Below are 26,928 nucleotides of genomic sequence, written 5' to 3'. Positions count from 1 at the left end.
TCAGACGTAGCGGAAGTCCTCGCCGCGCGCCCACTGCACCAACCGGTCGGCGGTGTCCCGGCGCGACGGGGGGTGGTAGCCGAACACCTGGACGGCCTCGAAGGCGTACGCGAGCTCCGGGTCCTGCATGTACGCGAAGCCCCCTACTGCCTCGCGGACCAGGGACTGCACCCGGACCAGGGCGTCGCGCATCGACCACCGGACCAGCGCGAGTCGCGCGGAGACGTCGCCGCCGCGGGCGCCCTCGTCGAACTCGCGGGCCACGGCGTGCAGGGCTGTCCGCATGGTCTCGACCTCGGCGAGCGCGGAGGAGAACACCTTGGGGTCGAGCCGGTGCCGGTCGGCCAGCCGCTCGACCAGTCGCGTCGCCACCCCGAGGTAGCAGCCGCTGATCAGCAGCCCGAACCACAGGTAGCCGGTCATCTCGTGGACGTCGTCGGGGTCGTTCTCGGAGGTGAGAAAGACCATGTCGGCGCCGACCCGGACGTCGTCGAGGACCAGGGCGTCGCTCTCGGCCGCCGCGAGGACGGGGCTGTTCCAGAACGGCTCCCGACGCAGACCCTCGGCCCCGTCGAAGACCAGGACGACGGCCCGCTCCGAGTCGTCCACCAGGGCGCTCGCCACCAGGAGGGTCATGGACCGGGCGAGGCTGCAGGGGGCCTTGCGGCCGGAGAGCAGGTAGCCGTCGCCGTCGCGGCGAGCGGTCATGGTCGGGCGGAACACAGAGCCCCCGGGGGAGCCCTCGGAGAAGCCGGAGGCCATCACAGTGCCGTCCTCGACCAGCGCCTTGATGAGGTCGCGCTCGTCCTGGGAGGCGTCCTCGGCCGCCTCGAACAGGGTCGCGCACGACAAGTGGTGCATCGTGGTGGCGGCGGCCAGCGAGGGGGCGACGGCCCCGATCGCGGTCTGGAAGCGCACAGCGTCCACCGCGCTCGCCCCCGCGCCCCCCAGAGAGGTGGGGACGATGAGTCCGGTCCCGCCGGTGGCGGACCAGTCGGACACGGCGGTGCTCGCGGAGCTCTCGTTGGCGAGGAGCCCGTTCTGGTACAAGCGCTCACGCAGCCGGGGGGCGTAGTGGTCGAGGGTCTGGTTCTCGGTGGTGAGGAGCATGGGGCCCTTTCGGTGAGGGGTCGGCGGAGGGGGTCAGCGGGCAGGGATGGCGGGCAGAGTCGGCGGGGGCGGTTCAGCCGGCGAGCATGAGGCGGGCGGCCTCGGTGCAGTCGTACCGCGGCTGCCACCCGGTGGCGTCCCGGAGTCGGCGCGAGGTGGTGACCGGTTCCCCGCGGGTCACCCAGTGGGAGGAGTAGGGGAGAAGGCGCAGTCGGAAGCCGAGGTCGGCCAGGAGTCGGGCGGGACCGAGCGGCACGGGGACGCAGATCGAGCGGTTCATCCGGCACAGGTCGGCGACGGTCACCGCGCCCTCGGGGCCGAGGTTGAACTCGCCGTCGACCCGACCTTCGACCCCGGCCAGGACCACCCGCAGGTAGGCGTCGACGAGGTCGTCCTGGTGCAGGAACTGGAAGTAGGACCGCCCGGGGCTCGGGTAGAGGACGACGCGCGAGCGCATGGTCTCCAGCCCGGAGTTGGCCATGTCCGGCCCCACCACGTAGGTGGGGCGCAGGACCGCCACCGCCATCCGGCCGCCGGATTCCCGTCGCCACCGGCGCACATCCTCCTCCATGAGCGCCTTGTGGTGGAAGTAGTAGTGCTCCTCGCCGGCGCCGATGGCGGCCATCTCGTCGATGACCTCGGCGCCGCCGCGGGGGCCGTAGGCGTTGATGCTCGAGGTCATCACGCACACCCGGGCGCCGGCGGCGTCGGCCGCGAGGAGCACCCGCCGCGACCCGTCGACGTTGACGATGCGCGCCGAGTCCTTGTCGCGCGGCTCCTCGACCATGAAGGCGCAGTGGATCACCGCGTCGGCGCCGGCGAAGACCTCGTCGAGGTCGTCGGTGGCGAGGTCGATCTGATGCTGTTCGATCTTCGGGTCCAGGACCCGTAGCGGCGACCGGGCCAGTGCGACCACGCGCTCGACGTGGTCGCGGCCGACCAGTCCGCGCAGGAGAGCTGTGCCGACGTCGCCGGACGCCCCGGTGAGGACCACCCTCACGACGCCGCGTCCAGGCGGGTGGCGGCGAGGGCGTGGGCGATGGACACCGCCGCCCCGACCAGCTGTTCCTCGGTGTGGTCCGCGGTCACGCACAGGCGCAGGATCGCGCCGGCCGCCGGGACGGCCGGGTGGACCGCGACACCCGTGTACACGCCGGCCTCGAGCAGCAGGTTCCACGTGTGGACGGCGCGGAGGTCGTCCCCGACGGGGACGGGCACGATGGGCGACCAGGAGTCGTCGGGCAGCCCGGAGTCGCACTCGATCCCCTTCCCGCGCAGTTCGGTGCGCAGGAGGATTGAGTTCCGGCGGACCGCGTCGGTGCGCCGGGCGCCCTCGTCGGTGCGCATCAGCCGGATCGAGGCGAGGGAGGACGCGGTCGCGGCGGGCACCGAGGAGGTGCTGAAGATCATTGGCCGTGCGGTGACCCTGAGTCCGGTCACCAGCTCGGCGCTGCCGGTGATGAACCCGCCGCAGGAGGCCGAGGACTTGGAGAACGACGCCATGGTCACGTCCACGGCGTCGACGGTCCCGGTCTCGTCGACCCGCCCCCGCCGGGTCGGTCCGTAGAGGCCCATCGCGTGGGCCTCGTCGACCATGAGCGCGGCCCCGAACTCGCGGGCCAGGTCGGCGACCCCGGTCAGGGGCGCGAGGCTGCCCTCCATCGAGTAGAGAGAGTCGACGACGACGAGGATCTGGTCCGGCGACTCACCGCGGGCCGCTACCAGGGCTTCCTCGAGCGCACTCAGGTCGTTGTGGCGGAACGGGTGGACGGAGGTCCGCGCCATGCGGAGCCCGTCCCGGAGCGAGGCGTGCGCGAACTCGTCGATGACGACCGCGTCCCGCCCGCCGACCAGGGCCGCCAGGGTGCCGAGATTGGTCTGGTACCCGGTCGAGAAGCACAGCGCGTCCTCGGTGCCGAACCAGTCGGCGATCTCCGCCTCCAGCTCCTCGTGCAGCGACATCGTGCCGTTCAGCAGCCGGCTCCCGGTGCTGGCCGACCCGAACCGGCGGACCGCCTCCGTGGTGGCCTCGATGACCTGGGGGTGGTTGGCCAGGCCGAGGTAGTTGTTGGAGCCGAGCATGATCCGGTCGACGCCCTGGACGTTGCTCGTGGCACCGGAGCTGGAGTGCATTGTCCGGTAGTAGGGGCTCTGGCCGGCGTCCTGGAGGGACGAGAACAGCCGGACCCGGTCGTCAGCGGCGAGGCGGTCGATGAGGGGATGGTTCACGGGTGGTCCTTCCGGTGGGCTACCCCGGGTATTCGTGTCGTGGGTGCGGTCGGATGGGTCCGACGTCGACCTTTCCTGAACGCGCCGATGTCCGGGTCGGCCATCCGCGCACGGGCGGGCGACGAATGAGTGGGGCACACCGACCGCAGGGAGACCTATGAGCCATAGAAGCGACGTCCGGACGCGGCGGCGGGCGCACCGATGGCGGTCGGTCCTGGCGAGAGGGTGGCCGCTCGCCGCGGCCCTGGTCCTCGCGGTGCTCGGGGCGCTCTCCGCCGGGGGAGTGGAGGAAGCGCTGACTCCCGGGGGGTTCCGCGCCGATTCCACACCGTCCGCCGTCGCCGAGAGTCGGCTCAACGCGGAGCTGGGGGTGGGCACCCCCGACCTGATCGTCCTGGTCTCGGGCTCGGAGCCCGCCGCGGTCGCCCGAGACAGCGAGGCGGTCGCGTCCTTCCTCACCGGCGCCGGGGGAGTGGGCGGCGTGGCCGTCTCGCCGGCGCCGGGGGACGGGCCCACGGTGGTGACCGCGGTGCTGTCCGGCGACGAGTCCGAGTCGAGGCGCACCCTGGACACGGTCCGCGAGACCCTGCCCCCGCCCGGAGAGGGTGTCGAGAGGCAGCTGACGGGCCGGGCCGAGGTGCTCCGCGAGGACGACCTACTCGGGCGAGAGGATCTGGCCCGCGCCGAACTCATCGCCGTCCCCGTCACCCTCGTCCTGCTGGTGCTGTTCTTCGGATCCGTGGTGGCCGCCGCGGTCCCGGTCGCGATCGGCGTGCTCGCCATGCTCTCGACCTTTGTCGTCCTGTCCGGACTGGTCCACCTGATCGACGTCTCCGTCTTCGCCCTCAACCTGGTGATCGGTCTCGCACTGGGGCTGGCGATCGACTACAGCCTCCTCGTGGTGACCCGGTTCCGCGAGGAGTTGGCGGCCGGGGCGGACCCGCCCGAGGCAGTCGACCGCACGATGAGGCGCTGCCGAAGGACCATCGTCGTCTCGGCGGTGACGGTCGGATTGTGTCTGGCCGCGCTCACGGCGGTCGACATGCCCTTCCTGAGGTCCATGGCGATCACCGGTGTCGCTGTGGTCGCGCTCGTCGCCACCCTCACCCTGGTGGTGCTGCCCCCGGTCCTGCGGGTCCTCGGTCGGAGGATCGACGCGTGGTCCGTGCGGCGGGTCGACCCGACCCGGCCAGGGCGCTCGGTCACCGCACTGCTCGGGGTGTCGCGTCGGCACCCGGTCGCGGTGGCGCTGGGAGTGTCGGCACTGTTGTTGATCCTGTTGACGCCCGCCTTCGGCCTCCGGCTGGGCACTCTCGACGACAGGGTCCTGCCGCCGGATGCCCCGTCCAGGGTGGCGGCCGAGCGTCTGCGTGACGAGCGTCCGGACCTCGGGTCCGATCCCCTGATCATCCTGGCGGACCGGGTCGACCCCGGCGCGTTGGCGGAGCGGGTGTCGCGCATCGACGGAGTGACGGCGGCACGGGGCCCTGACGGCAGGGTGTCCGACGGGCTGGCGGTGGGGCCCGGGGAACCCGCCCTGAGACAGCGCGCCGTGGCCGCGGTGGAGGTGGTGACGGACCCGGGGCTCTCGCAGCCGGAGCAACAGGACCTCGCCGAGCGGGTCCGCGACTCGGTGGCCCCCGCCCCGGTGGCGGGAACCTACTCCGACGATGTCGACACCCGGCAGGCGGTCACCGACCGTGCGGTTCCGGTCGCCCTGCTCGTCATGGCGGTGGTCCTGCCCCTGGTCTTCCTGCTGACCGGTGGCGTGGTGGTCACCCTCAAGACGCTGCTCATGGCGGCGCTGAGCCTCACCGCGACGTTCGGTGTGATGGTCCTGGTCTTTCAGGAGGGGCACCTCGCCGACCTGGTGGGGGTCACGGCCACCGGGGTGGTGGATTCCTCCTCGCCCCTGCTCATGGCGTGCCTGGCCTTTGGCCTGTCGATGGACTACCAGTTGTTCCTGCTCTCGCGAGTCCGTGAGGAGTACGACCGCCACGGAGACACCACCCGGGCCGTGGTCGACGGTGTCGGGCGGACCGCCCCTGTGGTGGGTGCCGCGGCGGTGCTCGTCGCCGTGGTGTTCCTGGCCATCGGAACATCGGGGATCAGCGTGGTCCGGATGCTCGGGTTCGGGATGGCGCTCGCCGTGCTGGTGGACGCGTTCGTCATCAGACTGTTGCTCGTACCGAGCGCGATGCTCATCCTCGGGGACGCCAACTGGTGGGCGCCCCGGCCCCTCCGGGTGGTCTTCGACCGACTGCGGATCCGGGAGAGCTGATCGCGATACGCCCGCGGCAATACGGCCGTAGGTTCGGGGCATGTCGATCGACGCCCTCCGCAGCCGCCTCTCCGGCGCCACGATCCTCACCGACCCCGACGTCGTGCAGTCCTACCGCCAGGACTGGGCCCAGGCCCCCGACCCGGGGATGCCGCTGGCGGTGGTGCGGGCGCGGTCGACCGAGGACGTACAACAGGTGATGCGCTGGGCCGCCGAGTTCGACGTGCCGGTGGTCCCCCGCGGGGCCGGCTCGGGCCTGTCCGGCGGGGCCACGGCGGTGGAGGGCGGGATCGTGTTGACCAGCGAGCTCATGCGGGAGATCCACGTGGACCCCGTCACCCGCACCGCGACGGTCCAGCCCGGCCTGCTCAACGCGGAGGTCAAGCGGGCCGCCGCCGAGCACGGGCTCTGGTACCCGCCGGATCCGTCGTCGTACGAGATCTGCTCGATCGGCGGCAACGTCGCGACCAACGCCGGTGGGCTGTGTTGCGTCAAGTACGGCGTGACCACGGACTACGTGCTGGGGCTCACGGTGGTCCTGGCCGACGGCACCGCGGTCCGGCTGGGCGGCCCGCGGCTCAAGGACACCGCCGGGCTCAGCCTGACCAAGCTCTTCGTGGGCAGCGAGGGCACGCTGGGAATCGTCACCGAGATCATCGTCAGACTGCTCCCCGAGCAACCTCCCCGCTCAACCGTCGTGGGCGTGTTCCCCGACGTCGTGGCGTGCAGCGAGGCGGTCCTGGCCATCACCCGCCGGATCCGCCCCGCGATGCTCGAGTTCATGGACAACACCTCGATCCGGGCGGTGGAGGCGGACCTGCGGATGGGGCTGGACACCTCGGCCGGGGCGATGCTGCTGGCCCAGTCCGACCTGACCGGTCCCGACCGGGCGGCCGAGGCAGAGTTCATGGCCGAGGCGTTCCGCACCCACGGCGCCACCGAGGTGTTCGCCACCGACGACCCCGACGAGGGCGAGCAGTTCACCATCGCCCGCCGGGCCGCGTTCACGAGCCTGGGCAGGACCGGCACGCTGCTGTTGGAGGACGTGGGTGTCCCGCTGCCCGCGCTGCCTGCCCTGGTGGCGGGGATCGAGGAGATCTCCGCCCGGCGGGACGTGCCCATCGCGCTGGTCGCCCACGCCGGGGACGGCAACACCCACCCGATCATCGTGCTGGAAGACGACGACCCGGACCGGGCCGCCCGCGCCCAGCTCGCGTTCGGTGAGGTGATGGACCTGGCCATCGACCTGGACGGCACCATCACCGGCGAGCACGGGGTGGGCAGGCTGAAGAAGGACTGGCTGCCTGATCAACTCGGTGAGGACGTCATGGCGCTCACCCGCCGCATCAAGGACGCCCTGGACCCGCAGGGGCTCCTCAACCCGGGCGCGATGTTGTGAGGGGCGCGAGGCGGTGTGGTGAGCGGGCCGTGAGGTGTGCTCACCGCTGGTCGGGCCCGACCTCGTCGTCGTCGCCCGTCAGGACCCGGACCCGCACCGCCGCGGCGACCGGCGTGCCGACCGGCACCACCCGCCCGTCCAGGGACACGGTGATGATCCCCAGCTCGACCTGACGGGAGACCACCTCGACCGGTGAGTCGGGCCACAGGCCGATCTCGGCCAGGTGGCGCAACACGGTGTTGTCCCGGTCGGACACCCGCGTCACCACGCCGGCGGCGCCCTCGGGGACCCGGTCCAGGGGGATGTCGCCCAGCTTGTCGAGGTGGCCGTCCCGGGTGGGGATGGGGTCGCCGTGCGGGTCGCGCCGCGGGTGGTCGAGGAAGGCGTCGAGGGCGTCGACGAACCGGTCGGACACCACGTGCTCGAGCGCGTCGGCCTCCGCGTGCACCTCGTCCCACGGGTAGTCCAGGCACCGGGCGAGGAACGTCTCCAGGATCCGGTGCCGCCGGATCATCGCCACTGCGAAGTCCCGCCCGGTGTCGGTGAGCTCTACAGGTGCGTACGGGCGGTGCTCGGCCAGGCCCAGCGCGACGAGTCTACGGACGCCCTCTGTGACCGAGGAGGGAGACGCTCCGAGGCGCTCGGCCAACGCCCCGGAGGTCACGGGGTCGCCGCCGGCTCCCAGTGCGTGCGCGGCCATGAGGTAGGACTGGGTTGTCGGGGTGAGATCTGCGAGGTCTCGGGGGGGATCGACGGTCATGCGGGCATCATCCCTGATCGTCGTGACCGCGCGCTCGCCGCGGCCCGGGGGATCACCCCGCGACCGGGCGCGAACAACTGTGCTGCCGCGAAGATCACCGCCTGGGTGAGGACCACGACGGGACCGGGCGGGAGGTCGGCGTAGTAACCGACGTACAGGCCGACCACGCCACCGAGAAGTGCGACGACGACGGAGAGGATCATGGTCCCCCGCATGGTGTCGGCCAGCAATTGTGCGGTCGCGCCCGGGATGATGAGGGTCGCCACCACCAGGATCACACCGACCGACTGGACTCCCGCCACGGTAGCCGTGGCGAGGGTGGCCAGGAGGAGTGCGGTGAGCGCGCCGGTCCGCAGTCCCAGGGTGTGGGCGTGGAGGCGGTCGAACGCCACCATGATGAGGTCGCGACGGAATGCCAGCAGCACGATCACGGTGAACACCGACACCGCCAGCACCTGGTAGAGGTCGGAGTCACGGACTCCGAGCACGCTGCCGAACAGGATCGAGTGGAGATCACGCTGACTGGGGAAGCGGGCGATCAGGACCAGGCCGAGGGAGAACAGGGCCGTGAAGACGATGCCCATCGCGGCGTCCTCCCGGACCGTCCCGCTCCCGCGCACCGCTCCGATGAGCGTGACCGCCACCAGCGCCGCGATGAGCGCTCCGGCGGCGAACGGGATGCCCGTCATGCCGGCGATCACCACACCCGGGAGAACGGCGTGTGAGACCGCGTCGCCCATGAGAGACCAGCCCATGTGCACCAGCCAGCAGCTCAGCAACGCCCCGGCGATCCCTGACGCCGTCACCACCAGGAGCGCGCGGCGCATGAACTCGTACGTCATTGGTTCGACGATCAGGTCGATCACGGTAGGGCCCCCTCAGTGGTCGCGACGCGCTCGGTGGGATCCGGCACGCGGGCGCCGAGCAGGGTGGTCAGTATCTGCGGAGTGGTGGTCTCGTCGACCGGGCCGTGCGCCACGAGCCGGACGTTGAGCAGTGCGACCGAGTCGGCGAGTTGTGCGATGGTACCCAGGTGGTGCGTGGAGACCAGTGCTGCCCGCCCTGAGGCGGCGAGTTGGCGCAGCACGTCGATGTACACCGACTCGCTGCCGGCGTCCATGCCGTTGAACGGCTCGTCGAGCAGGAGGAGTTCGGCCTCCTGGGCCAGGCAGCGCGCGAGCAGCACCCTGCGTCTCTGGCCGCCCGAGAGTTCGCCGATTCGCCGACCGGCGATCGCGGACAGTCCGACCCGGTCCAGCGCGTCGTCGACGGCCAGGCGGTCGACGGTGGACGGGCGGCGCCACGGACCGGTGAAGCGTCGGCGGCCCTGCATGACCACTTCTGCCCCGGTCACGGGGAAACGCTCGTCGATGCCGTCGGACTGGGGGACGGCCGCCACCCGCCCCGTGCGCAGGGCGAGCGCCACGGGGGCGTCCAGGATGCGGACCGTCCCGCTGCTCGGAGTGACCAGGCCCAGGATCGCCTGGATCAGGGTTGATTTTCCCGACCCGTTCGGGCCGAGCAACACGGTGATCTCCCCGCGGGGGACGGACAACGAGACCGAGTCGAGTGCGCGGACCTGGCCGCGATCGACGGTGAGGTCCGTGACCTCGATGGCCGGCGGGCCCGCGGACGTGGCCGAGGGCTGCGGCTGTACGGTCACGACGCCAACTCCCGGGTGATCGTCTCGAGGTTGTGGTCGAGCAGGTCCAGGTAGGTGGGCACCGGACCGGAGGGGGTGGAGAGGGAATCGACGTAGAGCATCCCGGCTAGTCGGCTGCCGGTCTCTGCCGCAACCTGTTCCATGGCTGCGCCGGAGACCGTCGACTCGCAGAAGACGGCGGGGATATCACGCCCGCGCACCTCCTCGATCATGCTCGTGACCTGCCGCGGCAGCCCCTGGTTCTCGCTGTTGACCGACCACAGATATAGCTCGTCCAGGCCTATGTCTCTGGTCAGATACGAGAACGCGCCCTCACAGGTCGTCAACACCCGGCGTTGCTCGGGCACGGAAACCACGGCCGTCCGGGCGCGGCTGGCCAGGTCGACGAGGTCGGCCACGTAGTCCTCGGCGCGGGCCGTGTAGGCGGCGGCACCGTCCGGGTCGAGGTCAGCGAGTGCCCGGGCGATCGCCCGGATGTATTTCGCGCCCTCGACGGGCGACATCCACGCGTGGGGATTGGGGCGTCCGGTGTACTTGCCGGAGCGGACGGGCAGGGGATCGACTTCGCTCGAGGTGATCACGTGCCGGGCGTCGGTCCCGTCGATGAACCGCAACAGCCAGTCGTCCATGCCAAGCCCGTTGCTCACGATGAGGTCGGCGTCCTCGACCCGCTTGAGGTCGTTGACTCCCGGCTCGTACAAGTGCACGTTCGCACCGGCGGTCGTCACGGACTCCACGCGGACCCGATCGCCTCCGATACGGCGCGCCATGTCGGCGAGGATCGTGAAGGTCGTGGCCACGACCACCCGGTCCCCCGGACCTGCGGACCGTCGGCCGTCGTCCGTGAATGCCACTTCGTCACTGGTGTCGGTCCTCACGGACGTACACGCGGACGTCGCGAGGACGACCAGCAGGGCGAGAGTGAAGACGGGAACGACGGCGGTGCGGCATGTGCGCGGGCCGCCCTCTTTACGGTTCACTGCTGGACAAAAGTTAAGCATGGCGAAATCTTAAATCATGGCGCCGGAAATACCACACTGTCGACGTAATCCTGTTGCCGCCACGCCTCGTAGACCACCACCGCGGCCGCGTTGGAGAGATTCATCGAGCGCCGGCCCGCCAGCATGGGGATGCGCACCCTCGCCGTCACCCGCGCGTCGGCCAGGACGTCGTCGGCCAAGCCGGTGGGCTCGGGACCGAAGAGCACCACGTCACCGGGCGTGAACCGCACCTCGGACAGCGAGAGTTCGGCATGAGCGGTGAACGCCCACACCCGGGCGGGGAGGAGTCGCGCATATGCGGCCTCCAGGTCCTCGTGGACCTCCACGTGGGCGAGGTCGTGGTAGTCGAGACCCGCTCGGCGCAGTTGCGGCTCGGACAGGTCGAAGCCCAGGGGGCCGGCCAGATGCAGTTCACAGCCCGCGCCCGCCGCCATCCGGATCGCGTTTCCGGTGTTGGGCGGGATGCGGGGCCGGTCGAACAACACGCGTACGCCCGCTCCGGTCATAGCGGACATTCTCGCAGTGCGCTGCGGCCGCGGCGACGCCGAGTGGGATACTGGCACCCGTGACCGCGATCAAGCTGGACGGCAAGCTCACCCGCGACGAGATCGTCGCCGACCTCACCACCCGCGTTGCTGCGCTGCGGGACAAGGGTGTCACCCCAGGACTGGGTACCGTCCTCGTCGGCGACGACCCGGGCAGCCGCTCCTACGTCAAGATGAAGCACCGCGACTGCGAACAGGTGGGCATCTCCTCCATCCGGCGTGATCTGCCCGTAGAGACCACGCAGGCGGAACTCGAGGCCGTGATCGACGAACTCAATGCCGACCCCGCGTGCACCGGCTACATCGTGCAGCTGCCGCTTCCCGAGCACCTGGACGAGAACGCGGTCCTCGAGCGGATCGACCCGGCCAAGGACGCGGACGGACTCCACCCGGTCAACCTCGGCCGGCTGGTCCTGGGCGAGCCGGCGCCGCTGCCGTGTACCCCCAACGGGTGCATCGCCCTGCTCCGCCGGTTCGGGGTCGAGTTGAACGGTGCGCACGTCGTGGTGATCGGCCGCGGCGTCACCGTCGGTCGGCCGATCGGGCTCATGCTCACCCGGCGCAGCGAGAACGCCACCGTCACCCTGTGCCACACCGGCACCCGCGACCTGGCCGCCGAGACCCGGCGCGCCGACGTGATCGTGGCCGCCGCCGGCGTGGCGCACATGCTCACCGCCGACATGGTCAAGCCCGGTTCGGCGATCCTTGACGTGGGCGTGTCCCGGCTCGACGGCAAACTCGCCGGCGACGTCCACCCCGACGTGTGGGACGTGGCGGGTGCCGTGTCGCCGAACCCGGGCGGAGTCGGCCCGCTGACCAGAGCGTTTCTTCTGACCAACGTGGTCGAGCGCTGCGAGCGGCTCGCCGCCGACGCCTGAGACGCCCGTGACCCATCCCGCCCCCGGCTGGTCCCGGCCCTCCGGTAGCCAGCCCGCCGGCAACGAGGCCACCGACACCCAAGCGACCGACGCCCGTCCGCGCCGGGCCCGCCCGGCGCGCCTGAGGTGGTCGCAGCTCCGGGCCCAGTGGCCACTCGCCCTGGTCGTGGTCGGGCTCGCGGTGGCGCTGGGGTTCGTGATGTTCGAGCGGTGGCGCCGCGGGGCCTTCCTGCTGGGGCTTGTGGCGCTGGCCGCGGCGGTCCTGCGCGGCGTGGTCCCGGAGCACCGCGCCCGCTTGCTCGGGGTCCGTGGGAAGGGCTTCGACGTGGCGTTCTACTCGGCGATCGGCGTGGTCGTGCTGTGGCTGTCGATCTCGATCGACGCCCTCGGGACTGGCTGAGGGCGAATCCGCGCTCGATCGGGCTCGTCGCGCGGGGCCCCGCTGGGTCAGCGAAGCCCCAGAGGAACGCCCTCGCGGACGTGCTCCCGAATGCTGTCCGACGCGAGCAGATAGCCCATCGTCACCAGGACCAGCAGGGAGAAGATGCTTCCCACCACGGAGATGAACGTGAGGCTGTCCAGCACGACTCGTGCCAGTGAGTTCGCAGCCAGGAGCGCCACCGCCGCCCCGAGGACCACCCGGGACCAACGGTGGGCCCGCCACAGGAGCACGCCGCCGACGATCAGCAGTATGCCCAGGGCAGATGAGGACACGGCGGTCACAGCCATCGGCCGGTACCGGGTGATGTCGTTGCCGCCGCTGGCGGTTGCGGTGATACCCAGGAGGGTGGCGAACCCGACGGCCACCCCGATGGCCCCGAATCCCACGGCGAGACCCGCAAGTCCGAGGGCGGCAGGCCGGGGGGTGCGATCGAATTCGGTCATACGTGTCCTCGTGTCCGGTCCGTGGATCCCTGCTCGGCGAGTTCCAGGGTCCGCTGAAGCATCGGTCCCACCACGTCGGATTCGGTGAGGAACCCGTCGTGGCCGGCCGGGCTGTCGATCACCACGAGTGGGTCGGCAGCCGGGAGCAGCGCCGCCAACTCTCGCTGCTGCCGTAGGGGGTAGAGCCGGTCGGTGGTGACCCCGCCGATCACGCACGGGACCGGGCACGACCGCAGCGCTTCCTCGACGCCACCGCGGCCCAGGCCCACGTCGTGCCGGTTCAGGGCGTCGGTGAGCAGGACGTACGAGCAGGCGTCGAACCGTGAGACGAGCTTGCCGGCCTGATGGTCGAGGTAGGACTGGACGGCGAACCTTCCGGACATCGACAGGTCCTCACCGCGGGGATCCTCCCCGGGCTGCGGGCGGTTGGAGAACCGCTCGTCCAGTTCCTGCTCGCCCCGGTAGGACAGGTGAGCGATGCGCCGGGCGATGCCCAGCCCGGTGACCGGGGTGCGGCCGGTGCCGTGATAGCCGCCCTGCTGCCAGTGCGGGTCGGAGGTGACGGCCATGATCTGCGCGGTCTGCACCCCGATCTGGTCCGCGGAGGCGCGGGCGCCGACGGCCAGCACGCACGCCGCGCGCACGCGGTCAGGGTAGGAGACCATCCACTCCAGGGTCCGGGCGCCGCCCATGGACCCGCCGATCACGGCGGCCCACCGTTCGACGCCCAGCAGGTCGGCCATCACCCGCTCCGCCTCGACCATGTCGCGTACGGAGACGGCCGGGAACCGGGCACCCCAGTAGTGACCGTCGGGGTGGAGCGAGCTCGGGCCCGTCGAGCCGCGGCAGCCGCCCAGCACGTTGACGGACAGGACGCAGTAGCGGTCGGTGTCCAGCGGCAACCCGGGCCCGACGAGCCCGTTCCACCACCCTGGGGTGGGGTGCAGGGAGTCGACCGAACCCACGAGGTGGGAGTCCCCGGTGAGCGCGTGCTCGACCAGGACGATGTTGGACAGGTCGTCCGCGATCCTGCCCCACCGCTGCACGGCGAGCGTCACCCCCGGGATGACGACACCCGTGACCAGGGTCAGATCGCCGATGGCGAGGTGGCCGAGGGTGCCGTCGCCCGGGGGCAGCAGCGCGAGTGGATCGGAGGACCGGATCATGCGGACGGTCCCTCAGTCGAGCGCGGCGAAACCGAGCACGAGGTCGGCGAGGATGTCCTCGACGGCCTCGATGCCCACCGACAGGCGGACGGTCGCCAGGGTGACCCCGGCGATCGCGTTGCCCTCTGCGGTGCCCTGGGAGTGGGTGGTGGTGGCGGGGTGGGAGACCAGCGAGCGGACGTCGCCGATGTTGACCAGGCAGGAGTGCAGCTTGAGCGCGTCGATGAACTTCCACGACTGCGCCTTGACGTCCTCGTCGGACGCGCCCTCCGGGACCGCGAGGTCGAAGGTGACGATCGCGCCGGCACCCTTGGGCGACAGCTTCTTCTGCAGCTCCTTGTACGGTGACGAGGCCAGGCCCGCGTACTGCACCTTGGACACGTCCTGGCGAGCCTCGAGCCACTCGGCGATCCGCTGCGCGTTGGACACGTGCCGCTCGACCCGGAGGCTGAGGGTGTCGATGCCCTGGACCAGGGTCCACGCGTTGAACGGCGAGGCCGCGGCGCCGGTGTCGCGCAGGAGCGTGACGCGGGCCTTGAGCGCGAGGGCGGGTGCACCGAGGTCGGCGTAGACCAGGCCGTGGTAGGCCGGGTCGGGCGTCGTGAAGGACGGGAAGACGTCCTGACCGTCGCGCTGGACGCGCCAGTCGAACTTGCCGCCGTCGACCAGGACGCCGCCGAGCGAGGACCCGTGGCCGCCGAGGTACTTGGTGGCGGAGGAGACCACGACGTCCGCACCCAGCTCGAGCGGGCGGATGAGGTACGGGGTGGCCACGGTGTTGTCGATAACGAGCGGCACCTGGTTGCGGTGCGCGACCTCGGCGATGGCCGGGATGTCCAGGATGTCGTTGAGCGGGTTGGAGATGGACTCGCCGTAGAACAGCTTGGTGTTGGGCCGGACCGCCGCCTGCCAGGAGGCGGGGTCGTCCGGGTTCTCCACGAACGTGGTCTCGATGCCGTACTTGGGCAGCGTGTGCCGGAGCAGCGTGTCGGTGCCGCCGTAGAGGCGGGGGGAGGCCACCACGTGCCCGCCCGACTGGGCGATCGCCTGGATGGCGGCGGTCTCGGCCGCCTGGCCGGAGGCGAACAGCAGCCCGGCGACGCCACCCTCGAGGGAGGCGATCCGGTCCTCGGCCGCGGCGACCGTCGGGTTGGTGATCCGGGTGTAGATGGGACCCATCTCGGCGAGGGCGAACCGGTCGGCGGCCTGCTTGGCGTCGGCGAAGACGAACGAGGTGGTCTGGTAGATCGGCAGGTTGCGTGCCCCGGTGTCGGAGTCCACGGGCTGACCGGCGTGGACCTGGCGGGTCTCGAAGGCCCAGTCGGGGTTGGTGTTGTCGTAGGTCATAGGGGCGGAGCCCCTCCTCTCGTCAGAAGGGTCCGACCGCTTGACGACAGCGGACCCGCGCTTGCCTGCCACCCGAACGGGTGAGGGCCAGGTCGTCTCCCGGGGCACCCCACCGCGGTGGAGGGTTGCCGCCCAGCAAGCCGGGGCTCGATGCTGGGACTCATGACCTGGGGACAGGCTAGCCTAAGCCGCCGCTCGCCTGCAACGAGCGGAAACGGCTGGACAGGCCGCCTCTGAGCAGGCCACGCCGGTAAGATGAGGCCCACGTCACGATCGGTACCGGAGAAAGAGGGCCCGATGTCCAAGATCAAGGTCGAGGGGACGGTCGTCGAGCTCGACGGCGACGAGATGACCCGCATCATCTGGAAGTTCATCAAGGACGAGCTGATCCACCCCTACCTCGACGTGGACCTCGAGTACTACGACCTGGGCATCGAGAGTCGGGACGCCACGGACGACCAGATCACCGTCGACGCCGCCAACGCCATCAAGAAGCACGGCGTCGGCGTCAAGTGCGCGACCATCACCCCGGACGAGGCGCGGGTGGAGGAGTTCGGCCTCAAGCGGATGTACCGCTCGCCCAACGGCACGATCCGCAACATCCTCGGCGGGACGATCTTCCGCGCCCCGATCATTATCTCCAACGTGCCGCGCCTGGTTCCGGGCTGGACCAAGCCGATCATCGTCGGCCGCCACGCCTTCGGCGATCAGTACCGGGCCACCGACTTCACGGTTCCCGGAGCCGGCACGGTCACCATCACCTTCACGCCGGACGACGGCTCGGAGCCGATCGAACACGAGATGGTGACGTTCCCGGAAGACGGCGGCGTGGTGATGGGCATGTACAACTTCACCACGTCCATCGAGGACTTCGCGCGCGCCTCCTTCAACTACGGGCTGCAGCACGAGTACCCGGTGTACCTGTCCACCAAGAACACGATCCTCAAGGCCTACGACGGCGCCTTCAAGGACATCTTCCAGGACGTGTTCGAGCGCGAGTTCAAGGCCGAGTTCGACAAGGCCGGCCTGACCTACGAGCACCGGCTCATCGACGACATGGTGGCCTCCGCGCTCAAGTGGGAGGGCGGGTACGTGTGGGCCTGTAAGAACTACGACGGCGACGTGCAGTCCGACACCGTGGCCCAGGGCTTCGGCTCGCTCGGCCTCATGACCTCCGTGCTGCTCACCCCGGACGGGAAGACCTGCGAGGCGGAGGCCGCCCACGGCACCGTCACGCGACATTTCCGGCAGCACCAGGAGGGCAAGGCGACCTCCACCAACCCGATAGCCTCGATCTTCGCGTGGACCCGGGGTCTCGAGCACCGCGGCAAGCTCGACGGCACCCCGGAGGTCATCGAGTTCGCCCACCAACTCGAGGACGTGGTCATCAAGACCGTCGAGGAGGGGCAGATGACCAAGGACCTCGCGCTGCTCGTCGGCGATGGCCAGGAACACCTCACGACGGAGGAGTTCCTCGCGGCGCTGGATGAGAATCTCAAGCGCACCCGAGCAGAGGCCTGATCCCGCGCGCCCACCGTTCGGCGACGACCCCGCGCCCGCCGGTGTGGGGTCGCGGCGGCGCCCGATCGGTTACCGTAGTCGGACAGTGGTCCACGTCACAGGCGTGGCCAGCCGTTCCGTCGTGAGCCCAGGAGACGTCCGTGGATCAGAGCCCCTTGGTCGATATCGGCCTGCCGATCGCCCTGGCCATCATCATGGTCGGCATCGGGTTGAGTCTGACCAGGGAGGACTTCGCGGTCCAGGCCAGATCGCCCAGGGCCACGATCGTCGGACTGTTCGGCCAACTGGTCCTGGTTCCGCTGGTCGGTGTCGGTGTGGCCCTGCTCTTCGGCCTCACGCCGATGCTGGCGCTCGGGGTGGTGCTCGTGGCCGCGACGCCGGGCGGGGCGACGTCGAACCTCATCACTTATCTCTCCCGCGGCAACGTCGCCCTCTCGGTCATCCTCACCGCCCTCACCTCCGTCGCCGTCATCCTCACCCTGCCGATGTGGTTCGGCATCGGCGCGCGCCTCATCCCCGGAGCCGCGGACGAGGAGGTGACCGTCCCTCTCGGCCAGACCTTCGGGCTCCTGCTGGGCGTCATCCTCATCCCGGTCGCGATCGGGATGATCCTCCGTGCCAGGAGGCCCGCGCTCGCCTCCCGCATCGAGCGCTACGTCGGGATCGTGGGCCTCGTCGTGCTGGTCCTGCTCATCGTGGGGATCGTCCTCGGCGAACGGGACCGGATCGTCGACCTCGTCGTGACCGTCGGCCCCGCCGTGATCGTCCTCAACCTCGCACTGATCGTTCTCGGCGGCCTCCTGGCATGGGTGAGCAGGCTGAGGCGGGCGGAGCAGATCGCGATCGCCGTGGAGTTCGGCATCAAGAACACCACCCTGACGCTGTTGATCGCCTTCACCGTGATCGGTGACGAGGAGGTCGGGCTCGCGGCCGCCGTCTACAGCATCGTCATGTACGTCACGGCGTTCGCGCTGGTCTACGGTGGCCGACGCCTCATGCGCACCGCCCCCTGATCGGGCTGACGTGGCAGGCCCGGCCGGGGTGGTGGGCGTAGCCTTCGTCGGTGACCACGAGCCCCGCAGCCGCCCCGGCGCCGGACACCGAGCCCGCCGCACCCACCCCTCGCCGTGTGGCGCTGGCGATCCTCGCGCTCGCGCTGGGCGGGTTCGGCATCGGCGTCACCGAGTTCGCGGCGATGGGACTGCTGCGGTCGATCGCCGAGGGCTTCGGGCTCACCGAACCACAGGCCGGCAACGTCATCAGCGCCTACGCGCTCGGCGTGGTCGTGGGTGCCCCGCTGCTGACCGTGTGGACCTCACGGTGGCGGCGCCGCACCCTGCTGCTCGTCCTCATGGCGATGTTCACCGCGGGCAACGTCGCGGCGGCCTTCGCCCCGACCGCCGAGATCCTGGTGGCGGCCCGGTTCGTCGCCGGAATCCCGCACGGGGCGTACTTCGGGGTCGCCTCCCTGGTGGCGGCCTCCCTCGCGGGTCCCGGACGGCAGGCGCGGGCGGTGTCCCAGGTGCTGCTCGGACTGTCGGTCGCGAACGTGATCGGTGTCCCGGCGGCGACCTGGCTCGGGGAGACGATCGGGTGGCAGTCCGCCTTCCTCGCGGTCGGGGTGATCGGCGCGCTGACCGTGGCGGCCATCTTCGTCGTCGTCCCCGAACCCACGGGGACGGTGGTCGTCAGGGCGCGCGAGGAGCTCGCCGCGTTGGCGAGGCCACAGATCCTGGCGACGCTCGCCGTGGGGTCCGTCGGGTTCGGCGGCATGTTCGCCGTCTACACCTACATCCAGTGGACGATGGTCGACGTCGCCGGGATCGATCCCGGCTGGATGCCCGCGGTGCTCGCCGTCTACGGACTCGGCATGGTGGCCGGCAACCTGCTCGGCGGTGTGGTTGCGGACCGGGACCTCGACCGCGGGCTGGTCGCGATCGCCGCGGTGATGACCGTGGTGCTGGCGCTGTTCGCCGTCGCCGCGCACCATCCCGTCACGGCGCTGGTGGGTCTGTTCCTGGTGGGCACGACCGGATCCGCGTTGGTGCCGGGGCTGCAGTCCCGACTGATGACATACGCGGGCAGGGGACAGACGCTCGCCGCCTCGCTCAACCACTCGGCCCTCAACGCCGCCAACGCGCTGGGCGCGTGGCTCGGCGGGGCCGTGATCGCGCTGGGCTTCGGCTACACGTCCCCGGCGCTCGCCGGGGCGGCCCTGGCGGCGGCGGGTCTCGCGATCCTGGTGGGCGCGGTCTGGGCGGCGCGGCGGACGGCGACGGGGTAGCCGAACCGTCACGTTCCCGGCGATCGGTAGCCTGTGGGCCGTGAGCCTCACCGTCAGCACCGTCAACGTCAACGGGATCCGCGCCGCCGTCAAGCAGCGGTCGGAGACCAACCTCGGATTCCTGCCCTGGCTGGAGGGCAGCGGGGCGGACGTCGTCGCCCTCCAGGAGGTGCGCGCCGATGAGGACCAGACCCGTAAGGCGCTCGCGCCCGCCCTCGACGCCGGGTGGCATCTGGTGGGCGCTCCGTCCTCGCTCAAGGGTCGAGCCGGTGTGGCGATCCTGTCCCGCGCCGAGCCGACCGACGTGCGCGTCGGGTACGGCGACGAGGAGTTCGAGGAGTCCGGCCGGTACATCGAGGCCGTCTACCCCGGGGCTGTCGACGGTGAGACCGTCACCGTCGCCAGTCTCTACCTGCCCTCGGGGTCTGCCGACACCCCCAAGCAGGACGAGAAGGACCGTTTCCTGGGGACCTTCCGCGAGTACCTCGCCGAGCGGGCCGGGCATCTGAAGACCCGTGAGGGTCACGAGATGGTCATCTGTGGCGATTGGAATATCGCCCACCGTGAGGCCGACCTGAAGAATCACAAGGGCAACCACAAGAGCTCCGGTTTCCTGCCGCACGAGCGGGAGTGGATGACCGACGTCTTCGCCGACGGCAGCGGCTGGACCGACATCGTGCGGTATCGCCGCCCCGACCAGATCGGCCCGTACTCGTGGTGGAGCCAGCGCGGTAAGGCCTTCGACAACGACGCGGGCTGGCGGATCGACTACCACGTGGTGTCCGACGGACTGGTCGACCGGGCGGTGTCTGATCGAGTGGACCGGGCGAGCGCGTACGACATGCGGTGGTCCGACCATGCGCCGGTCACCGTCGTCTACGAGTAGGTCCGAGACGAGTAGGTCCGAGACGAGTGGTGACGACGACGAAGGCGACTTCTGAGATCGGGCCCGCGGTCGCGGATGTCACGCGGGGGACGGGTCCGTAACCTCGGCACCATGCCGAAGTATGCGACCGCCGAACGTCCCGATCGAGCCGGCCTCGACGATTTCGTCCGCCCCCGACACCGCGCCGTCCTCATCACCCGTCGGTCGTCCGGCGGGCTGCAGACCTCGCCGGTGACCTGCGGTGTCGACTCCGAGGGCAGGCTCGTCGTGGCCACCTATCCGCAGCGGGCGAAGGTGACCAACATCCGCCGCGACCCGGCCGTGAGCGTGTGCGTACTGTCCGACGACTTCAACGGCCCGTACGTCCACCTCGACGGCACCGCGGAGATCGTCGACCTGCCCGAGGCGGTGGAGCCGCTGGTGGAGTACTTTCGCAGCATCGCCGGGGAGCACGACGACTGGGACGAGTACCGGGCGGCGATGGTGCGGCAGGGCAAGTGCCTCATCCGGGTGGCCATCGATGACTGGGGCCCGATAGCCACGGGCGGCTTCCCGCCGGAGATGGCGCCGCCCGCCGACCGCTGACAGTGCGGCCACCGCCCGCGCGAGGGCGTGGGCGGTGGGTTGTCGGGGACGTGGGAAGATGAACGCCATGTCTGAGCAGTCCTCCTCCGCAGCTCCCACGCCCGCAGAGCCGACCGGGTCGCAGGCGCCCGCGAAGCGCCAGCGCGTCCTGTCCGGCATTCAGCCGACCGCCGACTCGTACCACCTCGGCAACTACCTGGGCGCGGTGCGGCAGTGGGTCGAACTGCAGGACGACTACGACGCGTACTACTTCATCCCCGATCTGCACGCGATCACCGTCAAGCAGGACCCCAAGGAGCTGCGCGAGCGGGTCTTCCGCGGCTGTGCGCAGCTGCTCGCGCTGGGGGTGGACCCCGCCCGGTCGGTGCTGTTCGTGCAGTCGCACGTCCCCGAACACGCCGAGCTGGCCTGGGTGCTGGGGTGCATCACCGGGTATGGCGAGGCCGCCCGGATGACGCAGTTCAAGGACAAGGCCGCCAAACAGGGCACCGACGGCACCACGGTGGGTCTGTTCACCTACCCGGTGCTCATGGCCGCCGACATCCTGCTCTACCGCCCGCACCTGGTGCCGGTGGGGGAGGATCAGCGTCAGCACCTCGAGTTGACCCGCGACCTGGCGATGCGGTTCAACTCCCGCTACAAGAAGACCTTCGTGGTGCCGGAAGGGAAGATCCTCGAGGGGTCCGCCAAGATCTACGACCTCCAGGATCCCACCGCCAAGATGAGCAAGTCCGGTGAGAACCCGAAGGGCATCGTCAACCTGCTCGACGACCCCAAGGTCTCCGCCAAGCGCATCCGCAGCGCGGTCACCGACTCCGACGGCACCATCCGCTACGACCGTGAGATGAAGCCGGGGGTGTCCAACCTGTTGGCGATCCAGTCGGCGTTCTCCGGGCGACCGATCGCCGACATCGTGGCCGATTACCAGAGTGCCGGCGCCGGCTACGGGGCCCTGAAGACCGACACCGCCGACGCGCTCGAGGCGTTCGTGACCCCACTGCGGGGCCGGTTCGACGAGTACATGTCCGACCGTGCCGAGCTCGAACGGATCCTCGCCGACGGCGCGGACCGTGCCCGCGCGGTGGCCAGCCCGGTCCTCTCGAAGGTGTACCAGGCAGTCGGCTTCACCGCGCCCCGCCGTGGCTGACCAGTAATGATAGGCCCAAATACTACTAGTCAGGTGTAGTAACTCTAGCGGCGGTCGAGTTCACGACGTTGATCGTCGACTGAAACGTCGACGTCACACTACGTCCTTAGAGTCGGGCCCAGCTCATCGGAGCCGAAGCTCCGACGAGCAGTCGTATCCCGCCACCTGACAAGGAGTCACACAATGGGTCTAGTTGCCGGTCTCATCGGAATCGTCGGCGATCTCCTCCACCTGCTTCTCGGTGGCCTGTAGGCGCCCGCCGGCGCCGGGGAATGGTGCCCCTCACCGGACGCGGTGAGGGGCACCTTCTCGTGCGGGACGGGGCTCAGGCCTCCGGCGTCCCCTGCTGGAACGTCTGACGCCACGACCCGCCGGAGTGGACCCAGACCGAACTGCGCAGCGTGGAACCGTCGCCCGACCGCTCCCGCCACACGAGCAGGATCGACTCCGCCCCGACCCGGCGGGCCTCGATGAGATCCATCGTGCGTTCAGCCGTCGACCGACCGGATGATCCGGCGGCGGCGAGCCTGTCCGCGCGGGACCACACCTCGCCCCGGGCGCACACGTGGCTCCACGAGGGATCCAGCAACTCCTCCAGCCGGTCGCGGTCACCCCGGACCGCCTCCGTGAGCAGCGACCGCTCGAGATCCACGACCAGGTCCAGGTCCGTCCGGTCCGGCGCCTCGTCGGCGTCGTCGGCCAGGGAGAACAGATCGGGCTCGGCGGCGGAGGATGCCCTCGTCGTCGTCGCCTTCGTCGTCGTTTCCCTCGCCTTGCCCCCGCCTGCCGGGGCGGACGCCGGCATCGACGCGGACTCCGACCGCCGAACGGTGTCACCCGCCGCTGGGGGAGCGGCCGGGTCGTCGCCGGCGCCGACGGCCTGCGCGCCCGGATAACCCGGGCCGGCCTCCGGCTCCTCTCTGGCGGCATGCGCCTTGGCGGCGCCGTTGGCCAGGACGTCAGCCTTCTCGTTGAGCTCGTGGCCGGCGTGGCCCTTGACCCACTCGAACGTGACCTTGCGGCCCTGCATGGCATCGTCGAGGGCCTTCATCACCTCGACGTTGAGCACGGGCTTGCCGTCGGACTTCTTCCAGCCCTTGCGCTTCCAGCCCGCCATCCACTTGGTGATGGAGTTGATGACGTACTGCGAATCGCACAGCACGTGCAGCGGCTCATCGGAGTGCGCCGTCTGGCGCAGCAGGTCCAGGACAGCGGCGAGCTCCCCCTGATTGTTGGTGCCACGTTTCCAACCGCCGCAGCGCCACCGGGAATCGTCGATGTACCAGGCCCAGCCCGCAGGGCCGGGGTTTCCGAGAGCGGAGCCGTCCGCTGCGGCGATGATCGTCACGGTCGACGATCCTGCCACCGTTGCGGACGCGACCATTCACCGGCTCCCCGAGGCTGAGCCGCGGACGGGCTGAGCCTCAATCCAAGATCCACCGATCTAATCACGATCCACCTACGGAATTCCCTAGGTGGATCGCAATTCGATAGGTGGATTGCCTGGCGGTGGAGTTGGGCGGCGTCTCGGCGTCCCGGCGACCGCGGGCCACCGAGCCCCGTCGCGCGTGTCAGCCCTGCAGGTCGCCGTCCTCGATGCCGTCGAGGTTGATCAGCGGCTCGTCCGCGGTGCGCTGCCGCTCCTCGCGGCGGGAGATTCGGGCGGCCTCACGCATTTCGATGCCCTCGGTGACGAAGTCGCCGATCTCCTTGGCGATCGACCCGACCGCGTCGGTGACGATGACCGCGATCCGACCCACCAGCGACGCCCCCGCCTGGACGCCCGCCTGGACCTGGTCCTTGTTGCGTTCGAAGTCGCTCACGGACCGCTCCCCTCGTCGATGGTGACCTTTGACGGTACCCGCGACTCAGGCGGCGGAGGGAGCCTTCCTGCGCTCGATGATCACGGCGGGCGAGTCGGCCGGGGTGGGCGGCAGTGGGAGCGCGAGGCGGAACATCTTGGCCCACACGTTCGCCACCTGCTTCCACAGCGGCCCGGTGTTGTACGGCAGCCCGTGCTCCTCACAGATCCGGCGCACCTCGACCGCGATCTCCGGGTACCGGTGCGCGGGCAGGTCCGGGAACAGGTGGTGCTCGATCTGATGGGACAGGTTGCCGGTGGCCAGGTGCATCAGCGGGCTGCCGGAGATGTTGGCCGAGCCCAGCATCTGGCGCACATACCACTCGCCGCGGGTCTCCTCGGCCGTCTCCTCCTGCGTGAAAACCTGCGCACCGGAGGGGAAGTGACCGCAGAAGATCACCGAGAACGCCCACACGTTGCGGACCAGATTGGCGGTGAGATTGCCGGCGAAGGTCAGCGGGAACAGCGGGCCGGTCAGCGCCGGGTGCACGATGTAGTCCTTGGCCACCTGCCCGCGGACCTTGCGCCACCAGCCGGCCACGAGCCCCTTGACGTCGGTCCACTTGCGCTTGCCCTTGAGCACGTTGTCGTACTCGAGGTCGTGCAGCATCACGCCCCACTCGAACAGCATCATCAGGGCGAACGCGTACACCGGGTTGCCCAGGCGGATCGGGTTCCACTTCTGCTCGTACTCCATACGCAGGATGCCGTAGCCGATGTCCCGGTCCAGGTCGAGGATGTTGGTGTACGTGTGGTGCATGTAGTTGTGCGAGTGTCGCCACTGGTCGGAGGGGCACACGTTGTCCCACTCGAAGCTGGACGAGTGGAGCATGTCGTCGCGCATCCAGTCGTATTGGCCGTGCATGACGTTGTGGCCGATCTCCATGTTGTCGAGGATCTTGGACGCGCTCAGCGCCGCGACTCCGGCCAGCCACGCGGGCGGCAGGAAGCCGAGGAACATCAGGCCGCGGCCGGCCAACTCCAGGCGGCGCTGGGTGCGCACCACCCGCAGGATGTAGTCGCGGTCGGCGGTGCCGAGGTCGGCCCTCACGCGGTCGCGGATGGCATCGAGTTCGAGGCCGATGATCTCCACCGACTCGGCCGACAGCACGATCGGCTCGGGGCCGGGGGTCTTCGCGGTCTTCGCGGTCTTCGCGGTCTTCGCGTCGGCGGCCTTGCCGGCCGCCTTGTCGGAGGTCTTGCCGGCGACCTTCGGCGGCTTCGCAGCCTTGGGTGCCTTCGGCGTGGTGGACTTCTTCGGGCGGAGGCCGGGCAGTTGCAGGAGTGTCATAATGGGGTCCTTCCGGGTCGTTCCGGGCGGGTGGGGATGCAGGTCTAGAGCTCGATCTCGACGTCGCCGACGGGCGCGTTGACGCAGATCTGGACGTGGCAGTCGGGCGTGGAGTCGACCTCGCCGGTGCGCAGATCGCGGGTGGTTCCGGAGACGCGCACGGCCGTGCAGGTGTGGCAGATGCCCATCCGGCACCCGTGCTGGGGGCGCAGGCCGGCGGCCTCGGCGCCCTCGAGCAGGGTGGTTCCCTCGTTCCGGGCGGTGATGCCGCTGCGCAGGTGGGTCACGGTGCCGCCGTCCCCGTCGGGCACCGGCCCGGTCGCGGAGGTGAAACGCTCACGCAGGACGCCGGAGAACCGCTCGGCACCGAGGACCTCCTCGAGGCCCCGGGCCAGCGGTTCGGGGCCGCAGAGGAACACCGCGGCGTCATCGTGCCAGGGGGCTGTCTCCTCGAGATGGTCGGCGGAGAGGTGGCCGGACAGGCCGCTGGGGGTCGTCCCCTCGGCGGTGGGGACCACCGTGACCGTCACCCCGGACCGGGCCAGCTCACGGAGCTGGTCCCGGAAGGGCACGTCCTCCACGCGGCGGGCGTAGTGCAGCCACGCCACGCGGCCCGGCGCCCCGTCGGCACAGTGGCCGTCTGAGGCGAGCGTCGAGGCGATCGCCAGCATCGGGGTGATGCCGCTGCCGCCACTGACCAGCAGCACATCGGCGGGGCGGGCCTCGGGCAACGCCATCTCGCCGACCGGGCTACCCAGGAGAAGTCGCATCCCGGGCGCGGCCTCGTCCCAGAGATGGTTCGAGACCACGCCGTCCGGGTGCCTGCGAACGGCGATGGTCGCCAACCCGTCGCGGCGGGACGCCGGATCGACGGGGGAGTAGTGGCGGCGGTGGACGACGCCGTCCACCACGACCCCGATCTCGAGCGCGGCGCCGGGGGCGGGGCGGTCGACCCCGGCGGGCAACCGCAGGGTGAGGACCGTGACGTCGGGGACCGGCCGGTCGACTGTCACGACGGTCGCCCCGGTGGGGTCGTCGGACCAGTCCACGCCCAGGGAGCGGACGTAGTGTTCGACCGGATGGGGAGTGAGTAGGGTGCGCGTGACCCTGCGGGAGAAGAGCCTGCGGATGGGCGGGGCGGTCATGTGGACCTCCGTCGAGGATATGGGTCGGTGTGGTCGGACGCCGTCGGATGCGGTCGCTCCCCGGCGGTCGTCGCGCCTCGCACCGGGTCGGTGCCGTCGCGGTCGGGGTGCGCATCCGTCCGGTTCGACCACCGGACGTTTTTGAGTGTACAGCCGTTCTCCGAAATGGGAAGAGGGTCGATTTGTGGCCCGGCCCACACTCCGCGGACGGGTGGTTTCTGACGCGTCAGTCCAGGCTGTCGATAGGATGGCGAATGTGACGACGCCCAGGACACGTGCGGAACAGAAGCGGCACACCCGTGCACTCATCGTCGAGGCGGGCCGGAACGGGGTGGCCACGCGCGGCTTCACCGGGCTCGTCGTCCGCGAACTCGCGCGCGAGGTCGGCATCGTCCCCACCGCCTTCTACCGGCACTTCGAGTCCGTCGACGACCTCGCATCGGAACTCGCGTCCGGCGCGGCCGACGCCCTCGGGTCGTTCATCGACGAGCTGATCTCCACCGCGACCGACGACCCCGCGACCGACTGGCCCCGCCTGGCCTCCGCCGCCGCCACCCGGGATCCGCAGACCTGGGCCATGCTCGCCCGCGGCCTGGTCGACACCGCGCATCCAGACCACCGGATCCTCGCGGCCGCCGTCGATTCCGCCCGCCGCCGGCTGGGGATCACCCTGGGTCGGCTCGAGACGCTCTCCGGAGCGGACGACACCTCCATCGACATCGCGGCCGACCTCGTCGTCGTCGTCCTCCTCCGCGCCCTCGTCGAGATGGCCGACGATTCCGACGCCCGCACCACGGTCGACGAGTGCGCCGGGCGTCTGCGGGTCATTCTCGCCGGCGCCGGCGCCGTCTCCTGACCGGCCGTTCCCCGGCCGTACGCGCCGACGCGGCGGCCGCTACGGACGTGGGGCCGGGCCCCGGGCTAGTGGGCATCTCCGTTAGTTC

At 70.5% G+C, this 26,928-nt stretch carries 26 protein-coding genes and 1 riboswitch; of the genes, 11 read left to right on the top strand and 15 right to left on the bottom strand.

The annotated features are described in order from the left end of the window. From AYO52_RS02110 to AYO52_RS02100, 3 genes are all read right to left on the bottom strand, one after another. Positions 1-1,110 (bottom strand): acyl-CoA dehydrogenase family protein, encoded by a 1,110-nt coding sequence (locus tag AYO52_RS02110; protein WP_067712556.1) that lies wholly within the window; start codon positions 1,108-1,110, stop codon positions 1-3. A gap of 73 nt (positions 1,111-1,183) precedes the next feature. After that, on the bottom strand, positions 1,184-2,110 hold the full coding sequence (locus AYO52_RS02105; RefSeq protein WP_159981087.1) for an NAD-dependent epimerase/dehydratase family protein: 927 nt from the start codon (positions 2,108-2,110) through the stop codon (positions 1,184-1,186). Next, positions 2,107-3,339, bottom strand: a complete 1,233-nt coding sequence (locus tag AYO52_RS02100) for a pyridoxal phosphate-dependent aminotransferase family protein (protein ID WP_067712550.1) — start codon at positions 3,337-3,339, stop codon at positions 2,107-2,109. Before AYO52_RS02100 ends, AYO52_RS02105 begins: the two co-directional genes overlap by 4 nt. Positions 3,340-3,496: 157 nt before the next feature. Between AYO52_RS02100 and AYO52_RS02095 the strand changes: the two genes are divergently transcribed. Together AYO52_RS02095 and AYO52_RS02090 are read left to right on the top strand one after the other, a co-directional pair. After that, positions 3,497-5,620: an MMPL family transporter gene (locus AYO52_RS02095; protein WP_096905911.1), complete on the top strand. Its 2,124-nt coding sequence runs from the start codon at positions 3,497-3,499 to the stop codon at positions 5,618-5,620. A 40-nt stretch (positions 5,621-5,660) separates the two neighbouring features. Beyond that, on the top strand, positions 5,661-7,019 hold the full coding sequence (locus tag AYO52_RS02090; protein ID WP_067712544.1) for an FAD-binding oxidoreductase: 1,359 nt from the start codon (positions 5,661-5,663) through the stop codon (positions 7,017-7,019). A gap of 40 nt (positions 7,020-7,059) precedes the next feature. Here AYO52_RS02090 and AYO52_RS02085 read toward each other — a convergent pair whose 3' ends face one another. From AYO52_RS02085 to AYO52_RS02065, 5 genes are all read right to left on the bottom strand, one after another. Beyond that, positions 7,060-7,779, bottom strand: a complete 720-nt coding sequence (locus AYO52_RS02085; RefSeq protein WP_067712537.1) for a metal-dependent transcriptional regulator — start codon at positions 7,777-7,779, stop codon at positions 7,060-7,062. Then, positions 7,776-8,645, bottom strand: a complete 870-nt coding sequence (locus tag AYO52_RS02080) for a metal ABC transporter permease (protein ID WP_067712535.1) — start codon at positions 8,643-8,645, stop codon at positions 7,776-7,778. The genes AYO52_RS02085 and AYO52_RS02080 overlap by 4 nt, the downstream gene beginning before the upstream one ends. Beyond that, on the bottom strand, positions 8,642-9,442 hold the full coding sequence (locus AYO52_RS02075) for a metal ABC transporter ATP-binding protein (RefSeq protein ID WP_067712533.1): 801 nt from the start codon (positions 9,440-9,442) through the stop codon (positions 8,642-8,644). The genes AYO52_RS02080 and AYO52_RS02075 overlap by 4 nt, the downstream gene beginning before the upstream one ends. Beyond that, positions 9,439-10,296: a metal ABC transporter solute-binding protein, Zn/Mn family gene (locus tag AYO52_RS02070; RefSeq protein ID WP_253695953.1), complete on the bottom strand. Its 858-nt coding sequence runs from the start codon at positions 10,294-10,296 to the stop codon at positions 9,439-9,441. Before AYO52_RS02070 ends, AYO52_RS02075 begins: the two co-directional genes overlap by 4 nt. A gap of 161 nt (positions 10,297-10,457) precedes the next feature. Next, positions 10,458-10,949, bottom strand: coding sequence for a tRNA (cytidine(34)-2'-O)-methyltransferase (locus AYO52_RS02065; protein ID WP_067712531.1), 492 nt, complete (start codon positions 10,947-10,949; stop codon positions 10,458-10,460). A 59-nt stretch (positions 10,950-11,008) separates the two neighbouring features. Here AYO52_RS02065 and AYO52_RS02060 point away from each other — a divergent pair, with 59 nt between their 5' ends. Both AYO52_RS02060 and AYO52_RS02055 read left to right on the top strand, forming a co-directional pair. Beyond that, positions 11,009-11,866: a bifunctional methylenetetrahydrofolate dehydrogenase/methenyltetrahydrofolate cyclohydrolase gene (locus AYO52_RS02060; protein ID WP_067712529.1), complete on the top strand. Its 858-nt coding sequence runs from the start codon at positions 11,009-11,011 to the stop codon at positions 11,864-11,866. A gap of 7 nt (positions 11,867-11,873) precedes the next feature. Next, entirely contained in the window at positions 11,874-12,266 is a 393-nt protein-coding gene (locus tag AYO52_RS02055) for a DUF3017 domain-containing protein (RefSeq protein ID WP_082923698.1), read from the top strand. A gap of 47 nt (positions 12,267-12,313) precedes the next feature. Here AYO52_RS02055 and AYO52_RS02050 read toward each other — a convergent pair whose 3' ends face one another. From AYO52_RS02050 to AYO52_RS02040, 3 genes are read right to left on the bottom strand one after another with little or no spacing between them, the layout of a single operon-like run. After that, positions 12,314-12,751 carry a hypothetical protein gene (locus AYO52_RS02050; RefSeq protein WP_067712526.1) on the bottom strand — a complete coding sequence of 146 codons (438 nt, stop codon included), beginning with the start codon at positions 12,749-12,751 and terminating at the stop codon, positions 12,314-12,316. Further along, positions 12,748-13,917, bottom strand: a complete 1,170-nt coding sequence (locus tag AYO52_RS02045) for a homoserine O-acetyltransferase (RefSeq protein ID WP_067712524.1) — start codon at positions 13,915-13,917, stop codon at positions 12,748-12,750. The genes AYO52_RS02050 and AYO52_RS02045 overlap by 4 nt, the downstream gene beginning before the upstream one ends. Before the next feature lie 12 nt (positions 13,918-13,929). Continuing rightward, positions 13,930-15,264, bottom strand: coding sequence for an O-acetylhomoserine aminocarboxypropyltransferase/cysteine synthase family protein (locus AYO52_RS02040; RefSeq protein WP_067712522.1), 1,335 nt, complete (start codon positions 15,262-15,264; stop codon positions 13,930-13,932). A gap of 52 nt (positions 15,265-15,316) precedes the next feature. Beyond that, a riboswitch (SAM riboswitch) is annotated at positions 15,317-15,432 on the bottom strand. A gap of 129 nt (positions 15,433-15,561) precedes the next feature. On the opposite strand from AYO52_RS02040, the gene AYO52_RS02035 reads away from it, so the two are divergent. From AYO52_RS02035 to trpS, 6 genes are all read left to right on the top strand, one after another. Next, positions 15,562-16,785, top strand: coding sequence for an NADP-dependent isocitrate dehydrogenase (locus AYO52_RS02035; RefSeq protein ID WP_067712520.1), 1,224 nt, complete (start codon positions 15,562-15,564; stop codon positions 16,783-16,785). A 140-nt stretch (positions 16,786-16,925) separates the two neighbouring features. After that, positions 16,926-17,798 carry a bile acid:sodium symporter family protein gene (locus tag AYO52_RS02030; RefSeq protein ID WP_067712517.1) on the top strand — a complete coding sequence of 291 codons (873 nt, stop codon included), beginning with the start codon at positions 16,926-16,928 and terminating at the stop codon, positions 17,796-17,798. A gap of 50 nt (positions 17,799-17,848) precedes the next feature. Continuing rightward, positions 17,849-19,069 carry an MFS transporter gene (locus AYO52_RS02025; RefSeq protein WP_067712515.1) on the top strand — a complete coding sequence of 407 codons (1,221 nt, stop codon included), beginning with the start codon at positions 17,849-17,851 and terminating at the stop codon, positions 19,067-19,069. Between the two features lie 40 nt (positions 19,070-19,109). After that, on the top strand, positions 19,110-19,955 hold the full coding sequence (locus AYO52_RS02020) for an exodeoxyribonuclease III (RefSeq protein WP_067712513.1): 846 nt from the start codon (positions 19,110-19,112) through the stop codon (positions 19,953-19,955). 111 nt (positions 19,956-20,066) lie between these two features. After that, on the top strand, positions 20,067-20,540 hold the full coding sequence (locus tag AYO52_RS02015; RefSeq protein WP_067712723.1) for a PPOX class F420-dependent oxidoreductase: 474 nt from the start codon (positions 20,067-20,069) through the stop codon (positions 20,538-20,540). 67 nt (positions 20,541-20,607) lie between these two features. Continuing rightward, complete coding sequence (trpS, locus tag AYO52_RS02010; protein ID WP_235027885.1) at positions 20,608-21,687, top strand: tryptophan--tRNA ligase; 1,080 nt, start codon at positions 20,608-20,610, stop codon at positions 21,685-21,687. Positions 21,688-22,012: 325 nt separating this feature from the next. Here the strand turns inward: trpS and AYO52_RS02005 are convergent, their stop codons facing one another. The 4 genes from AYO52_RS02005 to AYO52_RS01990 all read right to left on the bottom strand — a co-directional run bounded on the left by AYO52_RS02005 (position 22,013) and on the right by AYO52_RS01990 (position 25,984). Next, positions 22,013-23,071 (bottom strand): RNase H family protein, encoded by a 1,059-nt coding sequence (locus AYO52_RS02005; RefSeq protein WP_371517138.1) that lies wholly within the window; start codon positions 23,069-23,071, stop codon positions 22,013-22,015. Positions 23,072-23,258: 187 nt separating this feature from the next. Then, the gene (locus AYO52_RS02000; RefSeq protein WP_061228080.1) at positions 23,259-23,510 is read right to left on the bottom strand and encodes a hypothetical protein; all 252 of its coding nucleotides are present in this window, start codon (positions 23,508-23,510) and stop codon (positions 23,259-23,261) included. A gap of 45 nt (positions 23,511-23,555) precedes the next feature. Then, entirely contained in the window at positions 23,556-24,839 is a 1,284-nt protein-coding gene (locus tag AYO52_RS01995; RefSeq protein WP_067712509.1) for an acyl-CoA desaturase, read from the bottom strand. Positions 24,840-24,883: 44 nt separating this feature from the next. Beyond that, on the bottom strand, positions 24,884-25,984 hold the full coding sequence (locus AYO52_RS01990; RefSeq protein WP_067712507.1) for a flavin reductase family protein: 1,101 nt from the start codon (positions 25,982-25,984) through the stop codon (positions 24,884-24,886). Between the two features lie 256 nt (positions 25,985-26,240). On the opposite strand from AYO52_RS01990, the gene AYO52_RS01985 reads away from it, so the two are divergent. Beyond that, complete coding sequence (locus AYO52_RS01985; RefSeq protein ID WP_067712504.1) at positions 26,241-26,840, top strand: TetR/AcrR family transcriptional regulator; 600 nt, start codon at positions 26,241-26,243, stop codon at positions 26,838-26,840. The last annotated feature ends 88 nt before the right edge of the window (positions 26,841-26,928 follow it).

Origin of the sequence: Dietzia sp. 111N12-1, from assembly GCF_001658045.1 — a bacterium.
GTDB lineage: Bacteria > Actinomycetota > Actinomycetes > Mycobacteriales > Mycobacteriaceae > Dietzia > Dietzia kunjamensis.
Note: the sequence above shows the minus strand (reverse complement) of the source record. Positions and strands in the feature narration are given on the sequence as shown.

Coding starts and splice junctions, on each gene's coding strand:
- AYO52_RS02110 (WP_067712556.1), bottom strand. CDS start 1,110: ATGCTCCTCACCACCGAGAACCAGACCCTCGACCACTACGCCCCCCGG.
- AYO52_RS02095 (WP_096905911.1), top strand. CDS start 3,497: ATGAGCCATAGAAGCGACGTCCGGACGCGGCGGCGGGCGCACCGATGG.
- AYO52_RS02090 (WP_067712544.1), top strand. CDS start 5,661: ATGTCGATCGACGCCCTCCGCAGCCGCCTCTCCGGCGCCACGATCCTC.
- AYO52_RS02085 (WP_067712537.1), bottom strand. CDS start 7,779: ATGACCGTCGATCCCCCCCGAGACCTCGCAGATCTCACCCCGACAACC.
- AYO52_RS02065 (WP_067712531.1), bottom strand. CDS start 10,949: ATGACCGGAGCGGGCGTACGCGTGTTGTTCGACCGGCCCCGCATCCCG.
- AYO52_RS02050 (WP_067712526.1), bottom strand. CDS start 12,751: ATGACCGAATTCGATCGCACCCCCCGGCCTGCCGCCCTCGGACTTGCG.
- AYO52_RS02045 (WP_067712524.1), bottom strand. CDS start 13,917: ATGATCCGGTCCTCCGATCCACTCGCGCTGCTGCCCCCGGGCGACGGC.
- AYO52_RS02040 (WP_067712522.1), bottom strand. CDS start 15,264: ATGACCTACGACAACACCAACCCCGACTGGGCCTTCGAGACCCGCCAG.
- AYO52_RS02035 (WP_067712520.1), top strand. CDS start 15,562: ATGTCCAAGATCAAGGTCGAGGGGACGGTCGTCGAGCTCGACGGCGAC.
- AYO52_RS02015 (WP_067712723.1), top strand. CDS start 20,067: ATGCCGAAGTATGCGACCGCCGAACGTCCCGATCGAGCCGGCCTCGAC.
- trpS (WP_235027885.1), top strand. CDS start 20,608: ATGTCTGAGCAGTCCTCCTCCGCAGCTCCCACGCCCGCAGAGCCGACC.
- AYO52_RS02005 (WP_371517138.1), bottom strand. CDS start 23,071: ATGGTCGCGTCCGCAACGGTGGCAGGATCGTCGACCGTGACGATCATC.
- AYO52_RS01995 (WP_067712509.1), bottom strand. CDS start 24,839: ATGACACTCCTGCAACTGCCCGGCCTCCGCCCGAAGAAGTCCACCACG.
- AYO52_RS01990 (WP_067712507.1), bottom strand. CDS start 25,984: ATGACCGCCCCGCCCATCCGCAGGCTCTTCTCCCGCAGGGTCACGCGC.